The following is a 21054-nucleotide window of genomic DNA, read 5'->3' as shown; positions in this document are numbered from 1 at the left end:
TCACTCGTCGCGGTTCTCGGGCAGATCGGCCATCACGTCCGATCCGCTGTCCTCGAAGGCCGGCGCGATCAGGGCGGCGGCAGACTCGGCCTCGGCCCGGCGGGCTTCGATCACCTCGTTGTCGCGCTCGGTCGCGATGCGGCGGATGCGGGCGGTGGCCCCGCCCGTGCCCGCCGGGATCAGCCGGCCGACGATGACGTTCTCCTTCAGGCCAAGCAGCTTGTCGCGCTTGCCCTGAACGGCGGCTTCGGTCAGCACGCGGGTCGTTTCCTGGAACGATGCGGCCGAGATGAAGCTGCGGGTCTGCAGGCTGGCCTTGGTGATGCCCAGCAGCACAGGTTCCCCGGTGGCCGGGCGGCCACCCTTGGCTTCGATCTTGGCGTTCTCTTCCTCGAACTCGTCGCGCTCGACATGCTCGCCCTTCAGAAGGGTGGTGTCGCCGCTGTCGGTGATCTCGATCTTCTGCAGCATCTGGCGAACGATCACCTCGATGTGCTTGTCGTTGATCTTCACACCCTGCAGTCGATAGACGTCCTGCACCTCGTCGATCAGATAGTCCGCAAGCGCCTCGATCCCCATGATCCGCAGGATGTCGTGCGGGGCCGGGTTGCCGTCCATGATATAGTCGCCCTTCTGCACGAAGTCGCCTTCCTGCACCGGGATGTGCTTGCCTTTCGGCACCATGTATTCGACGGCATCCACCCCGTCTTCCGACGGCTCGATGGTGATGCGGCGCTTGTTCTTGTAGTCCTTGCCGAAGCGGACATAGCCGTCGATCTCGGCGATGATCGCGTGGTCCTTGGGACGACGGGCCTCGAACAGTTCGGCCACGCGGGGAAGACCCCCGGTGATGTCCTTGGTCCGTGCGCCTTCCCGCGGAATACGCGCCACCACGTCGCCCGCGCGGATTTCCTGCTGGTCCTCGACCGACAGGATCGCGTCCACCGACATCGGATAGCTGATCGGGTTGCCCTGTTCGTTGCGCACCGGTTCGCCGTTCTCATCCATGATGATGATCTCGGGCTTCAGGTCGTTGCCTTTCGGCGCGGAACGCCAATCGGTCACGATCTTCTGCGTCATGCCGGTCGCGTCGTCCGTCTCGTCGCGGACCGAAATCCCCGAGAGAAGGTCGACGAACTTCGTGATGCCCGCCTTTTCGGCGATGATCGGCAGGGTATAGGGATCCCATTCGAACAGCTTGGCGCCGCGGATGACACGCTCGCCTTCCTTCACGAACAGCTTCGAGCCGTAGAACAGCTTGTGGCTGGCGCGCTCCTGCCCCTGGTCGTCCAGGATCAGCAACTGCATGTTGCGCGACATCACGACCTGTTCGCCATTGGCGTTGGCCAGGATGTTTTCGTTGCGGAACTGGACCGTGCCCTCGTGCGAGGCGGCCTGGAACGACTGCTGACCACCCTGGGCAATGCCGCCGATGTGGAAGGTCCGCATCGTCAGCTGGGTGCCCGGTTCGCCGATCGACTGCGCGGCGATGATGCCGACAGCCTCGCCGATGTTGACCAGCGTGCCGCGGGCCAGGTCGCGGCCATAGCACAGCGCGCAGACCCCATCCTCGGATTCGCAGGTCAGGGCCGAACGGATGCGCACGGTCTGCACGCCCGCCGCCTCGATGGCGTCGGCCTTGCGTTCGTCGATCACCTCGTTCGCGCGGACGATGATCTCGTCCTCGCCCGGAACCAGCACGTCCTCGGCCGCGGTGCGGCCCAGCACGCGTTCGGACAGCGGGCTGATGACCTCGCCGTCGTTCACGGCGGCGGATGCCGTGATCGCCTGCTCGGTGCCGCAGTCGTGTTCGCGGATTATGCAGTCCTGCGCCACGTCAACCAGACGACGGGTCAGATAGCCCGAGTTCGCGGTCTTCAACGCGGTATCCGACAGACCCTTCCGGGCGCCGTGGGTCGAGTTGAAGTATTCAAGAACGGTCAGGCCTTCCTTGAAGTTCGAGATAATCGGCGTCTCGATGATCTCGCCCGAAGGCTTGGCCATCAGCCCGCGCATCCCGCCCAGCTGCTTCATCTGGTTGGTCGAACCCCGCGCACCCGAATGCGCCATCATATAGACCGAGTTCGGCTCCATCTCGGCGCCCGTCTCGTCCTTCTTGGTGGCCGAGATGGTGGACATCATGGCGTCGGTGACGCGGTCGTTGCACTTCGACCAGGCATCGACGACCTTGTTGTACTTCTCGCCCTGGGTGATCAGGCCGTCGAGATACTGCTGCTCGAACTCCTTCACCTGCTCCTGGACTTCCTCGACGATGGTCCACTTGTTGTCGGGCACCACCATGTCGTCCTTGCCGAAGCTGATGCCGGCACGGAAGGCCTCGCGGAAGCCCAGGCCCATGATCTGGTCGCAGAAGATCACCGATTCCTTCTGGCCGCAGTAGCGGTAGACGGTGTCGATGACGTGCTGCACGTCCTTCTTGCGCAGCAGGCGGTTGACCAGTTCGAAGGGCGCCTTGGCGTTCATCGGCAAGAGCGCGCCCAGCCGGACTCGGCCTGGCGTGGTTTCATAGCGCTTGACGACCTCGTTGCCGTTCTCGTCGATCTGCTTGATGCGGGCCGTGATCTTGGCATGAAGATGCACCTCGCCTGCGGCAAGGGCGTGCTCGACCTCGTTCACGTTGGCAAAGGCCATGCCTTCGCCCTTCATGCCATCGCGCTGCATCGAGACGTAATACAGGCCCAGAACCATGTCCTGCGACGGCACGATGATCGGCGCGCCGTTGGCGGGCGACAGCACGTTGTTCGTGGACATCATCAGCACGCGCGCTTCCAGTTGCGCTTCCAGCGACAGCGGAACATGCACGGCCATCTGGTCGCCGTCGAAGTCGGCGTTGAAGGCAGAACAGACCAGCGGGTGAAGCTGGATGGCCTTGCCCTCGATCAGGATCGGCTCGAAAGCCTGGATGCCCAGACGGTGCAGCGTGGGCGCGCGGTTCAGCAGAACCGGATGCTCGCGGATCACCTCGTCGAGGATGTCCCAGACCTCGGGACGCTCTTTCTCGACCAGCTTCTTCGCCTGCTTGACGGTGCTGGAAAGCCCCTTCGCCTCAAGCCGCGAATAGATGAACGGCTTGAACAGTTCCAAGGCCATCTTCTTGGGAAGGCCGCACTGGTGCAGCTTCAGTTCTGGACCCGTCACGATGACCGAGCGGCCCGAGAAGTCCACGCGCTTGCCCAGAAGGTTCTGGCGGAAGCGGCCCTGCTTGCCCTTCAGCATGTCGGACAGCGACTTCAGCGGGCGACGGTTGTTCCCGGTGATGACGCGGCCGCGACGGCCGTTGTCGAACAGCGCATCGACCGATTCCTGCAGCATTCGCTTTTCGTTGCGCACGATGATGTCGGGCGCGCGAAGCTCGATCAGGCGCTTCAGGCGGTTGTTGCGGTTGATGACGCGACGATACAGGTCGTTCAGGTCCGAGGTCGCGAAGCGGCCGCCATCCAGCGGAACCAGCGGACGCAGTTCCGGCGGAATGACCGGGATCACGGTCAGCACCATCCATTCCGGGCGGTTGCCGGATTCCAGGAAGCTTTCGACGATCTTCAGGCGCTTGATGATCTTCTTGGGCTTGAGCTCGCCCGTGGCCTCCTTGAGGTCCTCGCGCAATTGGTCGGCGGTCGCCTGCAGGTCGATGTTCGCCAGCATCGCACGGATCGCCTCGGCCCCGATATCCGCCTGGAAGGCGTCGGCGCCATAGTTGTCCTGCGCGTCGAGGAATTCTTCCTCGGTCAGCAACTGGCCATAGGTCAGGTCGGTCAGGCCCGGCTCGATGACGACATAGTTCTCGAAATACAGGATCCGTTCCAGATCGCGCAGCGTCATGTCCAGCATCAGGCCGATGCGGGACGGCAGCGACTTCAGGAACCAGATATGCGCCACCGGGGCGGCCAGTTCGATATGGCCCATGCGCTCGCGCCGGACCTTCTGCAGCGTGACTTCCACGCCGCATTTCTCGCAGACGAGGCCGCGATACTTCATGCGCTTGTACTTGCCGCAAAGGCATTCATAGTCCTTGATCGGACCGAAGATGCGCGCGCAGAACAGACCGTCACGTTCCGGCTTGAACGTGCGATAGTTGATCGTCTCGGGCTTCTTCACCTCGCCATAGGACCAGGCGAGGATTTCCTCGGGCGAGGCCAGCGAGATCTTGATTTCATCGAACTGCCGCGGCGGGGCCAGCGGGTTCAGGGGATTGGTGGCAAGTTCCTGGTTCATTCTTTTTTCCTAATGAAAGGGCGCGGGGGAGAGACGGTGCGTGAGGATCACGCACCCTACGGCATGGTAGGGTGCGTGCTTGCACGCACCGTTACTCGTCCTCCTCCGCATCCAGGAGTTCCATGTTGAGGCCCAGACCCCGGACCTCCTTGACCAGCACGTTGAACGACTCCGGCACGCCGGCCTCGAAGTTGTCGTCGCCCTTGACGATCGACTCATAGACCTTGGTCCGGCCCGCGACGTCGTCCGACTTGACCGTCAGCATCTCCTGCAGGGTATAGGCGGCGCCATAGGCTTCCAGCGCCCAGACCTCCATCTCACCCAGACGCTGGCCACCGAACTGCGCCTTGCCACCCAGCGGCTGCTGCGTGACGAGGCTGTACGGCCCGGTCGAACGCGCGTGCATCTTGTCATCGACAAGGTGGTGCAGCTTCAGGACATACTTCATGCCCACCGTCACCTTGCGCGAGAACTGCTCGCCCGTGCGGCCGTCGAAGACCACGGACTGACCCGAGGTGTCAAAGCCCGCGCGCGTCAGCGCGTCGTTCACGTCCGCCTCTTTCGCGCCGTCGAAGACGGGCGTGGCGATCGGAACGCCGGTGCGGACCGTGTTGGCGTGTTCGACCAGCAGATCGTCATCCATGCCCTCGAAGGTCTCGGCATACATGTCGTCGCCATAGCCGATCTTCATGGCTTCCCGAACCGGGGTCAGATCGCCGTTGCGGCGATAGTCCTCGAGAGCCTCGTCGATCTTGATGCCAAGACCGCGCGATGCCCAACCCATGTGGGTTTCCAGGATCTGGCCGACATTCATGCGCGACGGCACGCCCAGCGGGTTCAGAACCAGATCGACCGGGGTGCCGTCCGCCAGGAACGGCATGTCCTCGATCGGGACGACCTTGGACACGACGCCCTTGTTGCCGTGGCGGCCGGCCATCTTGTCGCCCGCCTGCAGCTTGCGCTTCACGGCGACAAAGACCTTGACCATCTTCATCACGCCCGGCGGCAGGTCGTCGCCCTGACGGACCTTCTCGACCTTGTCCTCGAAGCGGGCCTCGAGGGCCTTCTTCTGGGCGTCATACTGATGGTTCAGCGCCTCGACTTCCTTGGCGGTGTCTTCCTCGCTGACGGCAAGCTGCCACCACTGGCCGCGCGACAGCGTGCCCAGCAGATCCTCGTTGATCTCGGAATTCGCCTTGACACCTTTCGGCCCCTTCACGGCGGTCTTGCCCAGGATCAGCGACTTCAGGCGCGCATAGATGTTGCGGTCCAGGATCGCCTGTTCGTCGTCCCGGTCGCGGGCCAGACGCTCGACTTCCTCGCGCTCGATCTGCAGGGCGCGTTCGTCCTTATCCACACCGTGACGGTTGAAGACGCGGACTTCCACGATGGTCCCGTAAGCTCCCGGCGGCAGGCGCAGGGACGTGTCGCGCACGTCGGACGCCTTTTCGCCGAAAATGGCGCGCAGAAGCTTTTCTTCCGGCGTCATCGGGCTTTCGCCCTTGGGGGTGATCTTGCCCACCAAAATGTCGCCCGGCCCGACCTCGGCGCCGATATAGACGATGCCGGCCTCGTCGAGGTTGCGCAGGGCTTCCTCGCCGACGTTGGGGATGTCGCGGGTGATTTCTTCCGGCCCCAGCTTCGTGTCACGGGCCGCCACTTCGTATTCGTCGATATGGATCGAGGTGAACACGTCGTCGCGGTGGATCCGCTCGGAGATCAGGATCGAGTCCTCGTAGTTGTAGCCGTTCCAGGGCATGAAGGCCACGACCACGTTGCGGCCGATCGCCAGTTCGCCCTGGTCGGTCGAGGGACCGTCAGCGATGACCTGGCCGCCCACGACCTTTTCGCCCACCTTGACCAGCGGACGCTGGTTGATGGTCGAGGACTGGTTCGAACGCTTGAACTTGCGCAGGCGATAGATGTCCACGCCCGCGTCGCCCGCACCCAGACCTTCGGTCGCGCGCACGACGATACGCTGCGCATCGACCTGGTCGATGACGCCGCCCCGGCGTGCCATGATGGCGGCACCCGAGTCGCGGGCAACGGTCGCTTCCATGCCGGTGCCGACGAACGGCGCCTCGGCCCGCAGCAGCGGAACCGCCTGACGCTGCATGTTGGAACCCATCAGCGCGCGGTTGGCGTCGTCGTTTTCCAGGAACGGAATCAGCGCGGCGGCGACCGACACAAGCTGCTTGGGCGACACGTCGATCAGGTCGATCGCATCGACCGGGTTCAGCGTGAAGTCGCCCGCCTGGCGAGTCGAGATCAGTTCATCGACGAACCGACCGTCGGCGTCCAGCGTCGCGTTGGCCTGGGCCACCGTGTGACGCATCTCCTCGGTCGCGGACATGTACACGACCTCGTCGGTCACCTGACCGTCGATCACCTTGCGGTAGGGCGTCTCGATGAAGCCGTACTTGTTGACGCGGGCGAAGGTCGCAAGGCTGTTGATCAGGCCGATGTTCTGGCCTTCCGGCGTCTCGATCGGGCACATCCGGCCGTAATGGGTCGGGTGAACGTCGCGCACCTCGAAGCCCGCGCGTTCGCGCGTCAGACCGCCCGGCCCGAGGGCCGACAGGCGACGCTTGTGCGTCACTTCGGACAAGGGGTTGGTCTGGTCCATGAACTGCGACAGCTGGCTGCTGCCGAAGAATTCACGAACCGCCGCCGCCGCCGGTTTCGCGTTGATCAGGTCCTGCGGCATGACGGTGTCGATCTCGACGCCCGACATGCGCTCGCGGATGGCACGCTCCATGCGCAGCAGGCCGACACGGTACTGGTTCTCCATCAGCTCGCCCACCGAACGGACCCGGCGGTTGCCGAGATGGTCGATGTCGTCGATCTCGCCCTTGCCGTCGCGCAGTTCCACGAGGCCGCGAACGCAGGCCACGATATCTTCGGGGCGCAGGGTCCGCTGGGTGTCCGGCGCGTCCAGATCCAGGCGCATGTTCATCTTGACCCGGCCCACGGCGGACAGGTCATAGCGTTCGCTGTCGAAGAACAGGCTGTTGAACAGCGTCTGCGCGGCTTCGACGGTGGGCGGCTCGCCCGGGCGCATGACGCGATAGATGTCCATCAGCGCGCCTTCGCGGCTCATGTTCTTGTCGGCGGCCATGGTGTTGCGGATATAGGGACCGACATTGACATGGTCGATGTCCAGCACCGGGATCTCGGTGATGCCATTGTCCAGCAGCACCTTGAGCAGACCGCCATTCAGGTCGCCGTCGCGGTTGTATTCGGCCGTGATCTCGTCACCCGCCTCGGCATAGATGAAGCCGGTGGTGTCGTTGACGATGTCCTTGGCGACGAAGCGGCCGATGATGCGTTCGAACGGAACCAGCAGGTTCAGCGCATCGCCGGATTCCTGCAGTTTCTTGACCAGGCGCGGTGTGACCTTGTCGCCGGCCTTGGTGATGACCTCGCCGGTGTCGGCGTTGACCAGGTCATAGGACGGACGGGTGCCGCGCACGCGTTCGGGGAAGAAGCGCGTGACCCAGCCCTGCGACCGGCCCTCGCGGCGCAGGGTATAGTCCACGGTTTCATAGAAGGCGTCCATGATGCCTTCCTGGTCCATGCCCAAGGCATAGAGCAGCGTCGTCACGGGCAGCTTGCGGCGGCGGTCGATGCGCGCGAAGACCAGGTCCTTGGCGTCGAATTCGAAGTCCAGCCACGACCCGCGATAGGGAATGATCCGGCAGGCGAACAGCAGCTTGCCCGAGGAATGGGTCTTGCCGCGGTCGTGGTCGAAGAACACGCCGGGGCTGCGGTGCATCTGGGACACGACCACGCGCTCGGTCCCGTTCACGATGAACGTGCCATTCTGGGTCATCAAGGGCATGTCGCCCATGAAGACGTCCTGTTCCTTGATGTCCTTGACCGATTTTCCGCCGGTGTTTTCATCGACATCGAACACGATCAGGCGCAGCGTCACCTTCAGCGGCGCGGCATAGGTCATGTCGCGCTGCTGGCATTCGTCCACGTCGTATTTCGGCCGTTCCAATTCGTACTTCACGAATTCCAGCGTCGCGGTCTCGTTGAAATCCTTGATCGGGAAGACCGACTGGAAAACGCCCTGGATGCCTTCGCCGTCGTGATGGCCGGTGCCCTCACCCGAGTTCAGGAACAGGTCGTAGGAGGATTTCTGAACCTCGATCAGGTTCGGCATCTCCAGCACTTCGCGGATGTTGCCGTAATAGCGCCGGATACGCTTCTGGCCGACATAGGATTGCGCCATGGGGTCTTGTCACCTTTCGTCTTCGCGCGCGGTCCTGGTCGGGGCACCCAGGACACGGGCCTACGAATGCAGGGGGTAAGGTTCCATTCGTGCCGTGCGTCCCACCGCCCGGCTCCCGAACCTTGAACATGCCCTGAAGGAATGTCTGACCCAGACCGCCCTTCAAGACAGGTTCGGCAGGGACCGGGAAATCCCGGACCCTGCCCTTTTCCGATCAGCCAGAAAGGCCGATTACTTCAGCTCGACCTTGGCGCCAGCCGCTTCGAGCTTCTTCTTCATTTCCTCGGCGTCGGCTTTGGAAGCGCCTTCCTTCACCTTGCCACCGGCTTCCACCAGGTCCTTGGCTTCTTTCAGGCCCAGGCCGGTGATGCCGCGCACTTCCTTGATCACGTTGATCTTGTTGGCGCCGGCGTCGACCAGGACGACGTCGAATTCGGTCTTCTCTTCGGCGGCTTCAGCCGGGCCAGCGGCCGGGCCAGCCATCATGACGGCGCCACCGGCAGCCGGCTCGATGCCGTATTCGTCCTTCAGGATGGTTTTCAGTTCCTGAGCCTGCAGCAGGGTCAGGCCAACGATTTGTTCGGCGAGTTGTTTCAGATCAGCCATTTTTCCGTTCTTTCAGTTAGTGTTCCAACGTCGGGTTTTCAACCACACGCAGGGAGAGGGTTGCTTACGCAGCCTCACGTTCCTCGAGGGTCGTGAGGATGCTCGCGATGTTGCTTGCAGGCGCGCCAATGGCACCGGCGATGTTCGAGGCAGGCGCACCGAGGCAGGACACGATCTGAGCGATCAGCTCTTCACGCGACGGCATCGAGGCGACGGCTTTCACACCGGCCGGATCCAGGGCCGAGTCACCCATAGCACCGCCCAGGATCACGAAACGATCGTTGTCCTTGGCATACTTGTCGGCGATCCGCGCGGCAGCGGTCGGATCCTCCGAATAGGTGATCACGGTCATGCCCGTCAGGTAGTCGGCGATGCTTGCGCAAGGCTTACCTTCCAGGGCGATCTTGGCGAGCTTGTTCTTGGCAACGCGAACCGAACCACCCGCTTCGCGCATGCGCGCGCGGAGGTCCTGCATATGTGCAACCGTCATCCCCTCGTAGTGGGCAACCACCACGACGCCAGAGCTTTCAAAGATCTGGCCGAGTTCTTCGACCACCTGTTCTTTTTGTGCTCTATCCACGGTTTCACTCCAAGTTGGGGGTTTCCCCCCGGCTCTCACTTTTCCTGCCCGAAGGCAGGTCGGGTCCGCTAGGGCAAGATCACCCGAAGGAATCCTTCGGAAAAATGCTTCCCCATCTCAGGAAGGACATTAAGCCAGGTTACCCCGGCACCCTCCGTCTCGGACAGGACGGGGCGGCTTTCGCCCCGCCATTCCCAGCCCGCAGGCTGGCAATTCTCAGTTGGCCGTCGCCGAGGCCACGTCCACCGACACGCCCGGCCCCATGGTCGAGCTGATCGAGACCTTCTTCATGTAGGTCCCTTTCGCGCCCGAGGGCTTGGCCCGGCTGACCGCGTCCACGAAGGCGCGCAGGTTCTGGGCCAGCTTGTCGTTGTCGAAGGACACCTTGCCGATGCCGGCATGGACGACGCCCGCCTTTTCGGCCTTGAACTGGACCTCGCCGCCCTTGGCGGCTTCCACGGCGGCCTTCACGTCAACCGTCACGGTGCCGACCTTGGGGTTCGGCATCAGGTTGCGGGGGCCGAGGATCTTGCCCAGGCGGCCGACCAGCGGCATCATGTCCGGCGTCGCGATGCAGCGGTCGAACTCGATCTTGCCGGACTGGATCGTCTCCATCAGGTCCTCGGCGCCGACGATGTCAGCACCGGCGGCCTTGGCTTCGTCAGCCTTGGGACCGCGGGCGAAGACGGCGACGCGGACGTCCTTGCCGGTGCCGGCGGGCAGCGTCACGACGCCGCGGACCATCTGGTCGGCGTGGCGCGGATCGACGCCCAGGTTCAGCGCGATCTCGACCGTTTCGTCGAACTTGGCGGACGCGGCGCCCTTGACCAGGGTGATCGCGTCCTCGACCGTCAGGTTGACCTTGCCTTCAAACTGGGCACGGGCGGCGGCTTTTTTCTTGGAAATCTTCGCCATGGCTTAGCCTTTCACCTCGATACCGATCGACTTGGCCGAGCCGAGGATGATCTTCATCGCCTGATCGACGTCATTGGCCGATAGGTCCTTCATCTTGGCTTCGGCGATCTCGCGCACCTGCTTGACGGTCACGGTGCCGGCGACCGCACGGCCCGGCTTGTCCGAACCCTTGGCGCGGTTGCGCTTGCCGACCGGCTTCAGGCCAGCGGCCTTCTTCAGCAGGAAGGACGCGGGGGGCGTCTTCGTTTCGAAGCTGAACGACTTGTCGGCGTAATAGGTGATCACGACGGGAACGGGGGCGCCCTGTTCCATTTCCTGGGTCTTGGCGTTGAATTCCTTGCAGAACGCCATGATGTTGATGCCGCGCTGACCCAGGGCCGGGCCGACGGGGGGCGACGGGTTGGCTTGGCCCGCCTTGATTTGCAGCTTGAGGCTGCCGACAACTTTCTTGGCCATAGGGCCTTCTCCTTTTCATCACGCCTGCGGTGCAGGCCGACTTAGCGGTGCGGCATCCAGCCTCCCGCAGACGATCACGAGGCTTTCGACACCTGCGTGAATTCCAGTTCGACCGGCGTGGGCCGGCCAAAGATCGACACCGTGACCTTCAGGCGGGACGATATCTCGTCCACCTCCTCGACCATGCCCGAGAAGCCGTCGAACGGCCCGTCGGTCACGTTGACCTTTTCGCCGATCTCGAAGCGGATCAGGTTGCGCGGGGCCGCAGCCTCGCCCGTTCCGCTGCGGTTCAGCATCGCGTTCACTTCGTCGTCGCGCATCGGCTGGGGCTTGCCCTGCGCGCCCAGGAAGCCCGTGACCCGGTTGATCGAGTTCACCAGGTGATAGGTGCGGTCCGACATCTCCATGTGGACCAGCACATAGCCGGGCATGAAGCGGCGTTCGGACGTGACCTTCTTGCCGCGGCGGATTTCGATCACTTCCTCCGTCGGGACCAGAACCTCGTCGATCTGCTCCTCCAAGCCCTTTTCAGCGACGGCCTGGCGGATCGCATCGGCGACCTTCTTTTCGAAGTTCGACAGGACGCTGACCGAATACCAACGCTTTGCCATGTTCGATCAAACCCCTGTTCGTCAGAAGGGAATCACCTGGACGGCCCCGGCAAACCCTTGAATTCCATTGCTTCCGCCAAATTGAAAGCGGCGCGCAACCCCATTCGATGCACGCCGTCTTGCCGGACAGTTCGGGGCAGATACCCCCCTTGGCCGGAAAATGCAAGCCCGATCAGTTGCTGATCAGCCGCAGCCCTTCGGTGATCCCGAAGCGGATCGCCAGGTCCACCAGCGAGAAGAAGATGCTGAAGATCGCGGCCAGGATCAGCACCATGATGGTCGTCGTGACCACCTCGCGCCGGGTGGGCCAGGTGATCTTGGCGGCCTCGGCGCGGACCTGGTTGATGAACTGGACGGGATTGGTGGCCACGGGCAGGCTCCTTCGCGGAAATCAGTGGCCCATGTAGCCGCGACCGGGTTCCGATTCAAGCCTGCCTTGCAGATCCGGCCCGAACTGCCGGGCCGCATCCACCTCTCGCGCGGGCTTGCGGAAGACATCGGTGCCGGCCAGCGGGATCTTCACCGCACGTTCGCGCAAGGTCATCGCCTTCTCGACCGTGACGATCTGGATGCGCGGCACGGGATCGAAGCCGTCAAGCGCGGACTGCCCCGCACCCGCCGCGTCGGCCTTCATGGGGCGATCGGTTCATGCAGGGTGAGGAAGACGCCGATGTCGGCCTTTTCGCGGTCGATCACGGCGCGGAGTTGGTCGATGTGGTTGCGCTGCCAGTCCTTGCCGCCCTCGACGCTGACAAGGGCCACGTTCGTCTTGCCGAAGGGCAGCCGACCGTCGATGCCGCCGTCAGCGCTCTTCTTGCCTGTCGGCCAAGCCTGCGCGTCGATCCGGCTGACGGCCCATTTCTCGAATTCCTTCTTGGTGGCGTCATCGCGGGCGAACATGCCTTGGACCAGGGTCAGATCCTGCGGCGTACCGTGGACGGTGTAGGCGACGAAGTATCTTTTTCGCCGCATCCGTCTGTTGATGCGTTTCGGGAAGTATATCCATCCTTCCGCATCCATTTCCTTCATGCGCAACGCAATGCCCACCCGCCGCAAGCCGCCGGGGCCGCCCCTGAAGGTCGCATTAGCCGCACCCATGCCTTGCAGGCGTCGCGCCTTGTTCCTATGGCTCGGTGCGGCAGAAGGAAGGGGCCAGAGTTGCGGATCCTTGTTGACCGGGCGGGACATTCCCGCCTTCGCGCGCTTGGCCCGTCCACGGCCGCCGTTCCCGCGACCGAGGCGCTGCGCGCGGGCATCGGCGCGCTGATCGGGCTGGCGGCTGCCGCGGGGCTGGCCTTCACCATCGCACCGGACCTGTGGCTGGGGATCTATCTGATCGCGCCGTTCGGGGCCACCTCGGTCCTGATCTTCGCGGCGCCGAACAGCCCCTTGGCGCAGCCTTGGCCCGCCGTGGTGGGAAACACCCTGTCGGCCCTTGTCGCGCTGCTGGTCTGCCGCGTGGCCGAGGATCCGTTGATCGCGGTGCCGGTTTCGGTCGGGACGGCGATCATGGCGATGGCGCTGTGCCGGGCGACGCATCCGCCGGGGGGCGCGGTGGCCATGACGGTCGCCATCGGCGCGGACCGGATCGCGCCCCTGGGCCTGGGCTTCGCCTTCATGCCCGTGGCGGTCGGCACCGCGCTGCTGGTGGGGATCGCGGTGATCTATGCCCATGCGACCGGCCGGCGCTATCCCTTCCGCCAGTTCGGAGAGCCGAACCCCAGCGGCACCGCCGACCCCCCTCCGCCCGAGCGCCTGGGCCTGACCGAGGACGAGCTGTCGCGGATCCTGGTCCGCTATAACCAGTCGCTGAACCTGGGGGTCGAGGATCTGGCCCGCCTGCTGGCCGCGGCCGAGATGCAGGCCGCCAGTCACCGCACCAAGGCGCAGACGGCGGGCGACATCATGTCGCGCGATCTGGTCACGGTGGCGCCCGACACCCCCATGCTTGAGATCGCGGCCCTGTTCTCGCGCCACGGCTTCACGTCGCTGCCCGTGGTCGGCCCCGAGGGACGTTACCTGGGGGTGATCTTCCAGTTGCACCTGATCGCCCGCGCCCATGCGCGCTTCCGCCCCGACGGCCGGCTGTCGCGGGTCGGACACGACCTGCGCGCCGCCGACGTGATGGGGGACCGGCTTCCGACGGCCCGGCCCGACACGCCCATCGCCGCGCTGCTGCCGCCCCTGGCGTCCAGCGATACCGACGCCGTCCCGGTGCTGGAAGGCGACCGGATCGTCGGCATCGTCACGCGCACCGACCTGGTCGCGGCGTTGGCGCGCGAAAGCCTGCGATGATGTCGGAAGGACTGGCAGGGGTTGGGGGACTCGAACCCACGACCCTCGGTTTTGGAGACCGATGCTCTACCAACTGAGCTAAACCCCTGCAGTGAGCGTCTGATAGGATCTGGCGCGGGTGCCGTCAAGCGGGGAAACGCGCCTAGCCCTCCACATCCTCCGCCAGGAAGCCGCCCGACTGCCGCGCCCACAGGCGCGCGTAAAGGCCGCCCCGTGCCAGCAGGTCGGCATGGCTGCCCTGTTCGATGATGCGGCCGCCGTCCATCACGATCAGCCGGTCCATGGCGGCGATGGTGGACAGGCGGTGGGCGATGGCGATCACCGTCTTGCCCGCCATAAGCACGTCCAGGCGGGACTGGATCGCGGCCTCGGCCTCGCTGTCGAGCGCGCTTGTCGCCTCGTCCAGGATCAGGATCGGCGCGTCCTTCAGCGCGACGCGGGCAATGGCGATGCGCTGGCGCTGCCCGCCCGACAGCTTGACCCCGCGTTCGCCGACATGGGCGTCAAGCCCGCGCCGGCCCTGGCTGTCCGATAGCAGGGGCACGAAGTCCTGCGCCTCGGCCATGCGCAGGGCGGCGGCGATTTCGTCATCGGTGGCATCGGGGCGGCCATAGGCGATGTTGTCGCGCACGGACCGGTGCAGAAGCGAACTGTCCTGCGTCACCACGCCGATCGCCGCGCGCAGGCTGTCCTGCGTGACCTTCGACACATCCTGCCCGTCGATGGCGATGCGGCCGCCCTCGATATCGTGAAAGCGCAGCAGCAGGTTGATCAGCGTCGATTTTCCTGCGCCCGACCGGCCGACCAGGCCCACCCGTTCGCCCGGCGCGACATGCAGGGTCAGGTCGTCCAGGACCGCCATGGGCCGCGCGCCCTCGATCCCGCGATAGCGGAAGGTGACATTGTCAAAGGTCACCGCGCCGGGTCCGCGCAGCAGGGGCCGCGCGCCGGGGGCGTCGCGCACCTCGCGCGGCAGGGCAAGGCTGGAGATGCCGTCGCGGACCGTGCCGATGTTTTCGAACAGGGCGGCGAATTCCCACATGATCCAATGGGCCATGTTGTTCAGCCGCAGCGCCAGCGGAACGGCCACGGCCACCGCGCCCACCTCGACCACCCCATTGGTCCACAACCACAACCCTACCCCCGCGACCGAGGCGACCAGGACCACGTTCATCGTGTTCAGCGCGATGTCCTGGATGCTGGACAGGCGCATCTGCGCGTAAACGGTGCGCAGGAAGGCATCCATCCCCTCGCGCATCCAACCCTCCTCTCGCGAGGAATGAGAGAACAGCTTGACCGTGGCGATGTTGGTATAGCTGTCCACGACGCGGCCCGTCATCTGCGCCCGTGCATCCGCTTGTTCCTGCGCCACCCGGCCCAGGCGCGGCACGATTTGCCACAGCATGATCCCATAGGCCGCGGCCCAGGCCAGGAAGGGCAAGGCCAGCCGCCAGTCCTGGCTGGCCGCGAGGATCAGCGCGCCCAGGAAATAGATCACAACATAGCTGCCCACATCCATGGCCTTCATCGCCACCTCGCGCACGGCAAGCGCCGTCTGCATCAGCCGTTGCGCGATGCGGCCCGCGAATTCGTCCTGGAAATAGCCGACCGACTGGCGCAGCAGGTAACGATGCGCGCGCCAGCGGATGCGCTGCGGGAAATTGCCCATCAGACCCTGGTACAGCACCAGGGACGCCAGCAGGTGCAGAACGGGCAGCACCACCAGCAGAACCACGGCCATGAAGACCAGCCGACCGCCTTGGGCAGCCCAGAACTGGTCGCGCGGCACCTGCGCCAACTGGTCGATCAGCTCGCCCAGCCAGCCGAACAGCACGACCTCGATGATGGCGATCAGGGCCGAACTGACGCCGACCAGCAGCAGCCAGGGAATGGCGCCCTGGCTGTAATACAGGACGAACCGGACCAGCGACCGGGGCGGCATGTCCGGGGTCTCGGTCGGGTAAGGGTCGATGCGTCGTTCGAACCACGAAAACATGGTGTCACCGGAATGTCGTGAAGGGGGCCGGGCAAGGGTGCGTTTGCTGGACCCATCCGCGCCGCATGTCAAGCGGGCCGCTGGAACGATGCGACAGGCCGCACGTTGCAAGGGTGAAAAGGCCTGCCACCTGAGAGGACAGCATCATGGCGATCAAGAACCTGAACGATCTTTACCTGCACCAGTTGAAAGACCTCTATTCCGCCTGCAAGCAATCCATGGCCATCGTCACGGAAATGGGCCGCGTGGCGAAGTCGCGCGAACTGTCCGAGGCGCTGATCGCCGGGAACCAGGGCATCGCCCGCGGGATGGAGACCCTGGCAAGCATCTGCAGCAGGCACGATACCGACCCCACCGGTGAACATTGCCGGGGAATGGAGGGCCTGGTGGCCGAGGCCCGCAAGCACGCGATCGAGACCGATTTCGGCGACGAGGATACCCAGGACGCCGCCATCATCACCCAGTATCAGCGCCTGACCCATTACGCCATCGCGGGCTATGGCTGCGTGCGGACCTTCGCGAACCGCCTGGGCCATGACGACGACGGCGCCGCCCTGCAGGAATGCCTGGACAGCACGCGCGAGGGCGACGAACACATGACCCGCATCGCCGAGGGCGGGGTCAACCAGGCGGCCGTGGACGGGCAATAAGGCGGCCCGGTCCGGGCGCGGGGCGGTCGCAGACCAGGCGTCACAGATGCCGCGTCTCGGCGGCCTGGTTCCACCAGTCGTCATGCGCGCCATCCGCATGAAAGACCGGGGCGGCGATCAGTTCCGCCTCGGGGACATCGTCCAGGGCGGGGACGAAGACCATCGTGAAGGCGCCGCCCAGTTCGGCCAGGTTGCCCCGCGTCCACAGCCGCGCCCCGCAGCGCCCGCAGAAGACGTGGCGCATGTCCACCCCGTCACCCTGCATTCGCGGCGTTTCCGCAAGCGCGTCCTGCCCGCGCAGCACGCGCAGCCCCCCGGCATCGGGCAGCCGCATTTCCCAATAGCGCATCTTCCGGCAAAAGCGGCAGTTGCACCGCATCGTCCCATCCGCCAGGTCGCCGTCCGCCTCAAAGGCGACCGCGCCGCAGAAACAGCTTCCGCGATAGGTTTTCATCGCCCCTTCCCCCGTTTGCAGCAAACAGGCGCGATGCCCGGTTCCAGGATGCAGGCGGCATTGGGACCGGGTGTCAAAATGACGGGGGCGGACGCGGCAGCATGAAGCAGCCGCGTCGGGTCGCGTCCAGAGATAAGGACAGGGTTGATCATGGCGGAACCTCCTGCCTGGCAGCATGGGCCACCGGCCCTGACAGATCCTGTCAGGTGCCGCAGGAGGCCGCCGGGATCAGACGTTGCCCGCCGCCATTTCCTTGGCGATGTGGTCCGCCTGCCGGATCGCCAGGGCCACGATGGTCAGCGTCGGGTTTTCCGCCGCGCCGGTCGTGAACTGGCTGCCATCCGACACGAACAGGTTCGGCACGTCATGCGCCCGCCCGTTGCGGTTCACCACGCCATCCTCGGGGCGTTCCGACATGCGGTTGGTGCCCAGGTTGTGGGTCGAGGGATATGGCGGCGTCGGCAGCGTCCGCGTCGCCCCCACCGCCTTGTAGATCGCCTGCCCCTGCTTGTAGGCATGGTTGCGCATGGCGATGTCGTTGGGGTGGTCGCTGAAGTTGACGTTGGCGACCTTCAGGCCGAACTTGTCCTCGGTCTCGGATAGGGTGACGCGGTTCTCGGCCTGGGGCATGTCCTCGCCCACGATCCACATGCCGGCCATGTTGGCATAGCTGTCAAGCGCGGTGGTGAATTCGCGCCCCCAGCCGCCCGGATCCAGGAAGGCCGCCATGAAGGGCAGGCCCAGCGACAGGGTCTCAAGCTCATAGCCGCCGACGAAGCCGCGCGACGGGTCATGCCTGGCCTCGTCGCGGATGATGCCCGCCATGGTCGTGCCGCGCCACATCTTCACCGGCTGCTCGAATGTGGCATAGACCGATCCGGTGGTGTGGCGCATGTAGTTGCGCCCGACCTGGCCCGAACTGTTGGCCAAGCCGTCCGGGAACATGCTGCTGTGCGAATTCAGCAGCAGGCGCGGGCTTTCGAAGCTGTTGCCCGCCACCGCGACGACCCGCGCCTTCTGCATCTGCAGGTTGCCGTCCTTGTCGAAATACTCGACCCCCGTCACCTTGCCGCTGTCGTCATGCAGGATGCGCGCGACATGGGCGTGGTCGCGCACCTCGAGGTTGCCGGTCGCCTCGCCGCGCGGAATGTCGGTATAGGCGCTGGACCACTTGGCGCCCCATTTGCAGCCCTGGAAGCAGAAGCCGGTCTGCTGGCAGGCCATCCGGCCGTCATAATCGGCGCTGTTGATCGCCATGTTGCCGGTATGGACGTCCTTGTAGCCAAGCGCCAGCGCGCCCTTTTCAAAGACCTTGTAGTTGTTGCTGCCCGGCAGGCGCGCGCGCCCGCCGACCCCGGTCACGCCCAGCTTGGCCTCGGCCTTGTCGTACCAGGGGGCCATCTCGGCCGCGTCCAGGGGCCAGTCCAGCAGATTTGCCCCCTCGACCGCGCCATAGGCGGACAGCGCCTTCCATTCGTGGTCCTGGAACCGCAGGGATGCGCCCGCCCAATGGACGCTTGTCCCGCCCACGGCCTTGACGATCCAGGCGGGCAAGCCGCTGAAGTCCTTGGCCACGCGCCAGTCGCCGCTGGTCGTACGCGGGTCGGTCCAGGCAAGCTGGCCGAAGCTTTCCCATTCGTCGTTGATGTAATCCTCGGGCATGTAGCGCCCGCCTGCTTCCAGGGCCACGACCTTGACGCCCTTCTGCGCCAGTTCGTTGGCCAGCACCCCGCCGCCCGCGCCGGTGCCCACGATGACGACCACGCTGTCGTCGGTCAGTTCGAATTTCGCTGCCGTTGCCATGGTGGCTGTCCCCCTACAACCAGTCGATGTCGTCAAAGCCACGGTCGATGTAACCGCCATGCGAGAAGGACTCGCCCTCATAGCCGAAGATCGGCCAGATATCCTTCTGGTTATAAAGGCCCGTCACCAGCCCGCCCCGGATGGTCTGGAAGAAGGGCGTGTCCTGGATCGACCGGAGGATCGCGACCCGGTCATCTTCCCACCCGGCGGCAAGGTAGTTGTCGAAACCGGCCTTCTTCGCGGCCTCGTCCAGGGCGGCGATGCCTTCGGCCACCATGTCCTTCTGCTCGGTCACGTCATAGGACTTGATCGCCACCGCATAGAACCGGTCCCCCACCCGGTCATGGGGATAGATGTCGCGCGCCATCTGCAAAAGCGTCGCCATCTCGTGTTCGCTGATCGCCGTCACCTCGACGGCCCAGGCGGCGTCGGGTGCCGCGATGAAGCCCGGTCCTGCCACGGCCAGCGCCCCGGCCGCCACCGCGCGCGACAGAAGCGCGCGCCGGGTCAGCCCCTGCTTGTTCAATCGGGTCATGTTCTCTCCTCCCCCCTTGTCTGCGCGCCTGGGTCTCCCCTTCCCTTCGGGCACGCTATTTGTAGCGGCCGCCCCGCTGGATCACCTCGATCTGATAGCCATCGGGATCGGCAATGAAGAAGAACCGCGCGATCACCTCGCCGCCGGGGGCGAAATCGACCAGCTTGCGCGGCGCGAAGCCTTCGGATTCCAGCCGGGCGTGCAGGGCATCCACGTCGTCCACGGTAAAGGCGATGTGCCCATAGCCGTCGCCCAGGGCATAGGGTTCGGTCCTGCCCTTGTTGACGGTCAGTTCCAGTTCCGTCTCGCTTTCGCCATTCGCCAGATAGACCAGCGTGAAGTCCGGGAAATCCAGGCGCTCGGCGACCTTCAGCCCAAAGCAGCGGTCATAGAAATCGACCGAGCGCGCCTCGTCCAGCACGCGGATCATGGAATGGACATATTTCGCCATGGGGTTCCCTTCTTGTCTTCCTGGGAACCAGTCTAGGACGGGCCGAATCCGGCCGGGTAGTAACGGATTACTACAATGCCGCTTTTATTCGGCGGCGATGGCGGTGGGGGCGATGTGCTGATCCTCGCCCAGGTGGATCGTGCAGGCGCAGCGCAGAAGCGAGGTGAAGTTCCGCGCCTCGCCATGCAGTTCCAGCACCTCGGCGTGCAGCTTGGAAATGAAGGCGGGGGTCGTCACGCCCTGCCGGGCGGCGATGTCGTCCAGGATGCGCCAGAACGCCCGTTCCAGCCGGATCGAGGTCGATTGCCCGTTCAGGCGCAGCCGGCGGGTGACGGTTTCATAGCGGTCGGGGTGCTGCCCCGCGAAGATCTGGCACATGGGCTTGATCCGGCAATTCCAACAGCGCGATCCTGCGGCAAGGCAGGCGGCGGGTCAATGCAAGCTTTGGGTAGCCGCTTGCAGACATGAAAATCACCCTATCGAGTTTGGCCCATCCTAGTCTTGCCGCCATATCCGTGCTTGGAACCAATCCACAAGATCGGCAAAAGACAAATCGCCAGATGCTGTAGCAACGACCAGATCATCGATGGGTTCATCATCTGGAATTGCAAGCATGAAACCGCTCCGCGCGACCAATAGCTCTACGAGAAGCCAAGCTGTACGTTTATTGGCATCCACGAATCCATGATTTCCAACCATGCTCTGCAGCAAGGCTGCCGACTTTCGAGAGATGCTGCGATGATAGCCGGAATATGGTCGTGCCAAAGCAGATTGGATCAAGTGCAGGCTACTGATCCCTGGCCTGCCGCCATACCGCAATGCCTCATCATGTGCGGCTATGGCATCGGCAAGGGTGACCCGGTAATGCGACCTAGCGATCTGCCAGCCTCTGAAGTGCCGCGCTTCGCCGCTGCGAACTTTCCTGGATCGTGTAGAAGGTGGCTTTGGTGATCTTGCTCACGCTGCCTTTTTCAGTTCGCACCTCAGAGAAACGACCAGTGGTGGCATCCCTTGAGACCCAACCTCCCTTCACGGGCTGGACGACTTTCCGCCCTTTCGGCATGATAATTCCCCCTGCAACCCTTTCCTCCAAGATCGCGCAGGCGGCACTGCAATTCAAGTCTACAGAAAAAGCCCGCCCCTTTCGGGACGGGCCTTGTTGTCACCGCGATGCGGCTCGGATCACTTGATGATCTTGGAGACCACGCCGGCGCCGACAGTGCGGCCGCCTT

19 protein-coding genes and 1 tRNA gene are annotated in these 21054 nt (G+C 64.5%); 2 read left to right on the top strand and 18 right to left on the bottom strand.

Annotated features, from left to right (window positions below; genetic code table 11):
* The 10 genes from rpoC to IEX25_RS20190 all read right to left on the bottom strand — a co-directional run bounded on the left by rpoC (nucleotide 1) and on the right by IEX25_RS20190 (nucleotide 12826).
* Entirely contained in the window at nucleotides 1-4233 is a 4233-nt protein-coding gene (gene rpoC, locus IEX25_RS17900) for a DNA-directed RNA polymerase subunit beta' (RefSeq protein WP_103174462.1), read from the bottom strand.
* 91 nt (nucleotides 4234-4324) lie between these two features.
* On the bottom strand, nucleotides 4325-8470 hold the full coding sequence (gene rpoB, locus IEX25_RS17895) for a DNA-directed RNA polymerase subunit beta (RefSeq protein ID WP_188716919.1): 4146 nt from the start codon (nucleotides 8468-8470) through the stop codon (nucleotides 4325-4327).
* Between the two features lie 231 nt (nucleotides 8471-8701).
* On the bottom strand, nucleotides 8702-9076 hold the full coding sequence (gene rplL, locus IEX25_RS17890; RefSeq protein ID WP_103174460.1) for a 50S ribosomal protein L7/L12: 375 nt from the start codon (nucleotides 9074-9076) through the stop codon (nucleotides 8702-8704).
* A 64-nt stretch (nucleotides 9077-9140) separates the two neighbouring features.
* Nucleotides 9141-9656 (bottom strand): 50S ribosomal protein L10, encoded by a 516-nt coding sequence (gene rplJ / locus IEX25_RS17885; RefSeq protein ID WP_103174459.1) that lies wholly within the window; start codon nucleotides 9654-9656, stop codon nucleotides 9141-9143.
* Nucleotides 9657-9872: 216 nt separating this feature from the next.
* Nucleotides 9873-10571, bottom strand: a complete 699-nt coding sequence (gene rplA, locus IEX25_RS17880) for a 50S ribosomal protein L1 (protein ID WP_103174458.1) — start codon at nucleotides 10569-10571, stop codon at nucleotides 9873-9875.
* Between the two features lie 3 nt (nucleotides 10572-10574).
* Entirely contained in the window at nucleotides 10575-11027 is a 453-nt protein-coding gene (gene rplK, locus IEX25_RS17875; protein WP_103174457.1) for a 50S ribosomal protein L11, read from the bottom strand.
* 74 nt (nucleotides 11028-11101) lie between these two features.
* Nucleotides 11102-11638, bottom strand: a complete 537-nt coding sequence (gene nusG / locus IEX25_RS17870; RefSeq protein WP_103174456.1) for a transcription termination/antitermination protein NusG — start codon at nucleotides 11636-11638, stop codon at nucleotides 11102-11104.
* 172 nt (nucleotides 11639-11810) lie between these two features.
* Nucleotides 11811-12008: a preprotein translocase subunit SecE gene (secE, locus tag IEX25_RS17865; RefSeq protein ID WP_103174455.1), complete on the bottom strand. Its 198-nt coding sequence runs from the start codon at nucleotides 12006-12008 to the stop codon at nucleotides 11811-11813.
* A gap of 21 nt (nucleotides 12009-12029) precedes the next feature.
* Complete coding sequence (locus IEX25_RS17860; RefSeq protein ID WP_103174454.1) at nucleotides 12030-12272, bottom strand: hypothetical protein; 243 nt, start codon at nucleotides 12270-12272, stop codon at nucleotides 12030-12032.
* Nucleotides 12269-12826 (bottom strand): restriction endonuclease, encoded by a 558-nt coding sequence (locus IEX25_RS20190; RefSeq protein ID WP_229665420.1) that lies wholly within the window; start codon nucleotides 12824-12826, stop codon nucleotides 12269-12271. The genes IEX25_RS17860 and IEX25_RS20190 overlap by 4 nt, the downstream gene beginning before the upstream one ends.
* On the opposite strand from IEX25_RS20190, the gene IEX25_RS17850 reads away from it, so the two are divergent.
* A complete protein-coding gene (locus IEX25_RS17850; protein ID WP_229665419.1) occupies nucleotides 12797-13933 on the top strand; it encodes an HPP family protein in 1137 nt (378 codons plus the stop codon). The two genes, IEX25_RS20190 and IEX25_RS17850, sit on opposite strands and share 30 nt — an antisense overlap.
* Before the next feature lie 12 nt (nucleotides 13934-13945).
* Here IEX25_RS17850 and IEX25_RS17845 read toward each other — a convergent pair.
* Both IEX25_RS17845 and IEX25_RS17840 read right to left on the bottom strand, forming a co-directional pair.
* Nucleotides 13946-14021, bottom strand: a tRNA-Trp gene (locus IEX25_RS17845).
* A 54-nt stretch (nucleotides 14022-14075) separates the two neighbouring features.
* Nucleotides 14076-15929, bottom strand: a complete 1854-nt coding sequence (locus IEX25_RS17840; RefSeq protein WP_103174451.1) for an ABC transporter ATP-binding protein — start codon at nucleotides 15927-15929, stop codon at nucleotides 14076-14078.
* Between the two features lie 146 nt (nucleotides 15930-16075).
* Between IEX25_RS17840 and IEX25_RS17835 the strand changes: the two genes are divergently transcribed.
* Entirely contained in the window at nucleotides 16076-16579 is a 504-nt protein-coding gene (locus IEX25_RS17835) for a ferritin-like domain-containing protein (protein ID WP_188716917.1), read from the top strand.
* Nucleotides 16580-16619: 40 nt separating this feature from the next.
* Here the strand turns inward: IEX25_RS17835 and IEX25_RS17830 are convergent, their stop codons facing one another.
* The 6 genes from IEX25_RS17830 to IEX25_RS17805 form a co-directional block, all read right to left on the bottom strand.
* Nucleotides 16620-17033 (bottom strand): GFA family protein, encoded by a 414-nt coding sequence (locus IEX25_RS17830; RefSeq protein ID WP_188716915.1) that lies wholly within the window; start codon nucleotides 17031-17033, stop codon nucleotides 16620-16622.
* A gap of 228 nt (nucleotides 17034-17261) precedes the next feature.
* The gene (locus IEX25_RS17825) at nucleotides 17262-18836 is read right to left on the bottom strand and encodes a GMC family oxidoreductase (protein WP_103174448.1); all 1575 of its coding nucleotides are present in this window, start codon (nucleotides 18834-18836) and stop codon (nucleotides 17262-17264) included.
* A gap of 13 nt (nucleotides 18837-18849) precedes the next feature.
* Nucleotides 18850-19371: a gluconate 2-dehydrogenase subunit 3 family protein gene (locus tag IEX25_RS17820; protein ID WP_188716913.1), complete on the bottom strand. Its 522-nt coding sequence runs from the start codon at nucleotides 19369-19371 to the stop codon at nucleotides 18850-18852.
* A gap of 55 nt (nucleotides 19372-19426) precedes the next feature.
* Nucleotides 19427-19822, bottom strand: a complete 396-nt coding sequence (locus IEX25_RS17815; RefSeq protein ID WP_103174446.1) for a VOC family protein — start codon at nucleotides 19820-19822, stop codon at nucleotides 19427-19429.
* An 84-nt stretch (nucleotides 19823-19906) separates the two neighbouring features.
* On the bottom strand, nucleotides 19907-20200 hold the full coding sequence (locus IEX25_RS17810) for a ribbon-helix-helix domain-containing protein (RefSeq protein WP_103174445.1): 294 nt from the start codon (nucleotides 20198-20200) through the stop codon (nucleotides 19907-19909).
* A gap of 117 nt (nucleotides 20201-20317) precedes the next feature.
* Nucleotides 20318-20602, bottom strand: a complete 285-nt coding sequence (locus tag IEX25_RS17805) for a type II toxin-antitoxin system death-on-curing family toxin (protein WP_158248058.1) — start codon at nucleotides 20600-20602, stop codon at nucleotides 20318-20320.
* Between the last annotated feature and the right edge of the window lie 452 nt (nucleotides 20603-21054).

Origin of the sequence: Paracoccus acridae, assembly GCF_014642735.1 — a bacterium.
Lineage (GTDB): Bacteria > Pseudomonadota > Alphaproteobacteria > Rhodobacterales > Rhodobacteraceae > Paracoccus > Paracoccus acridae.
Note: the sequence above shows the minus strand (reverse complement) of the source record. Positions and strands in the feature narration are given on the sequence as shown.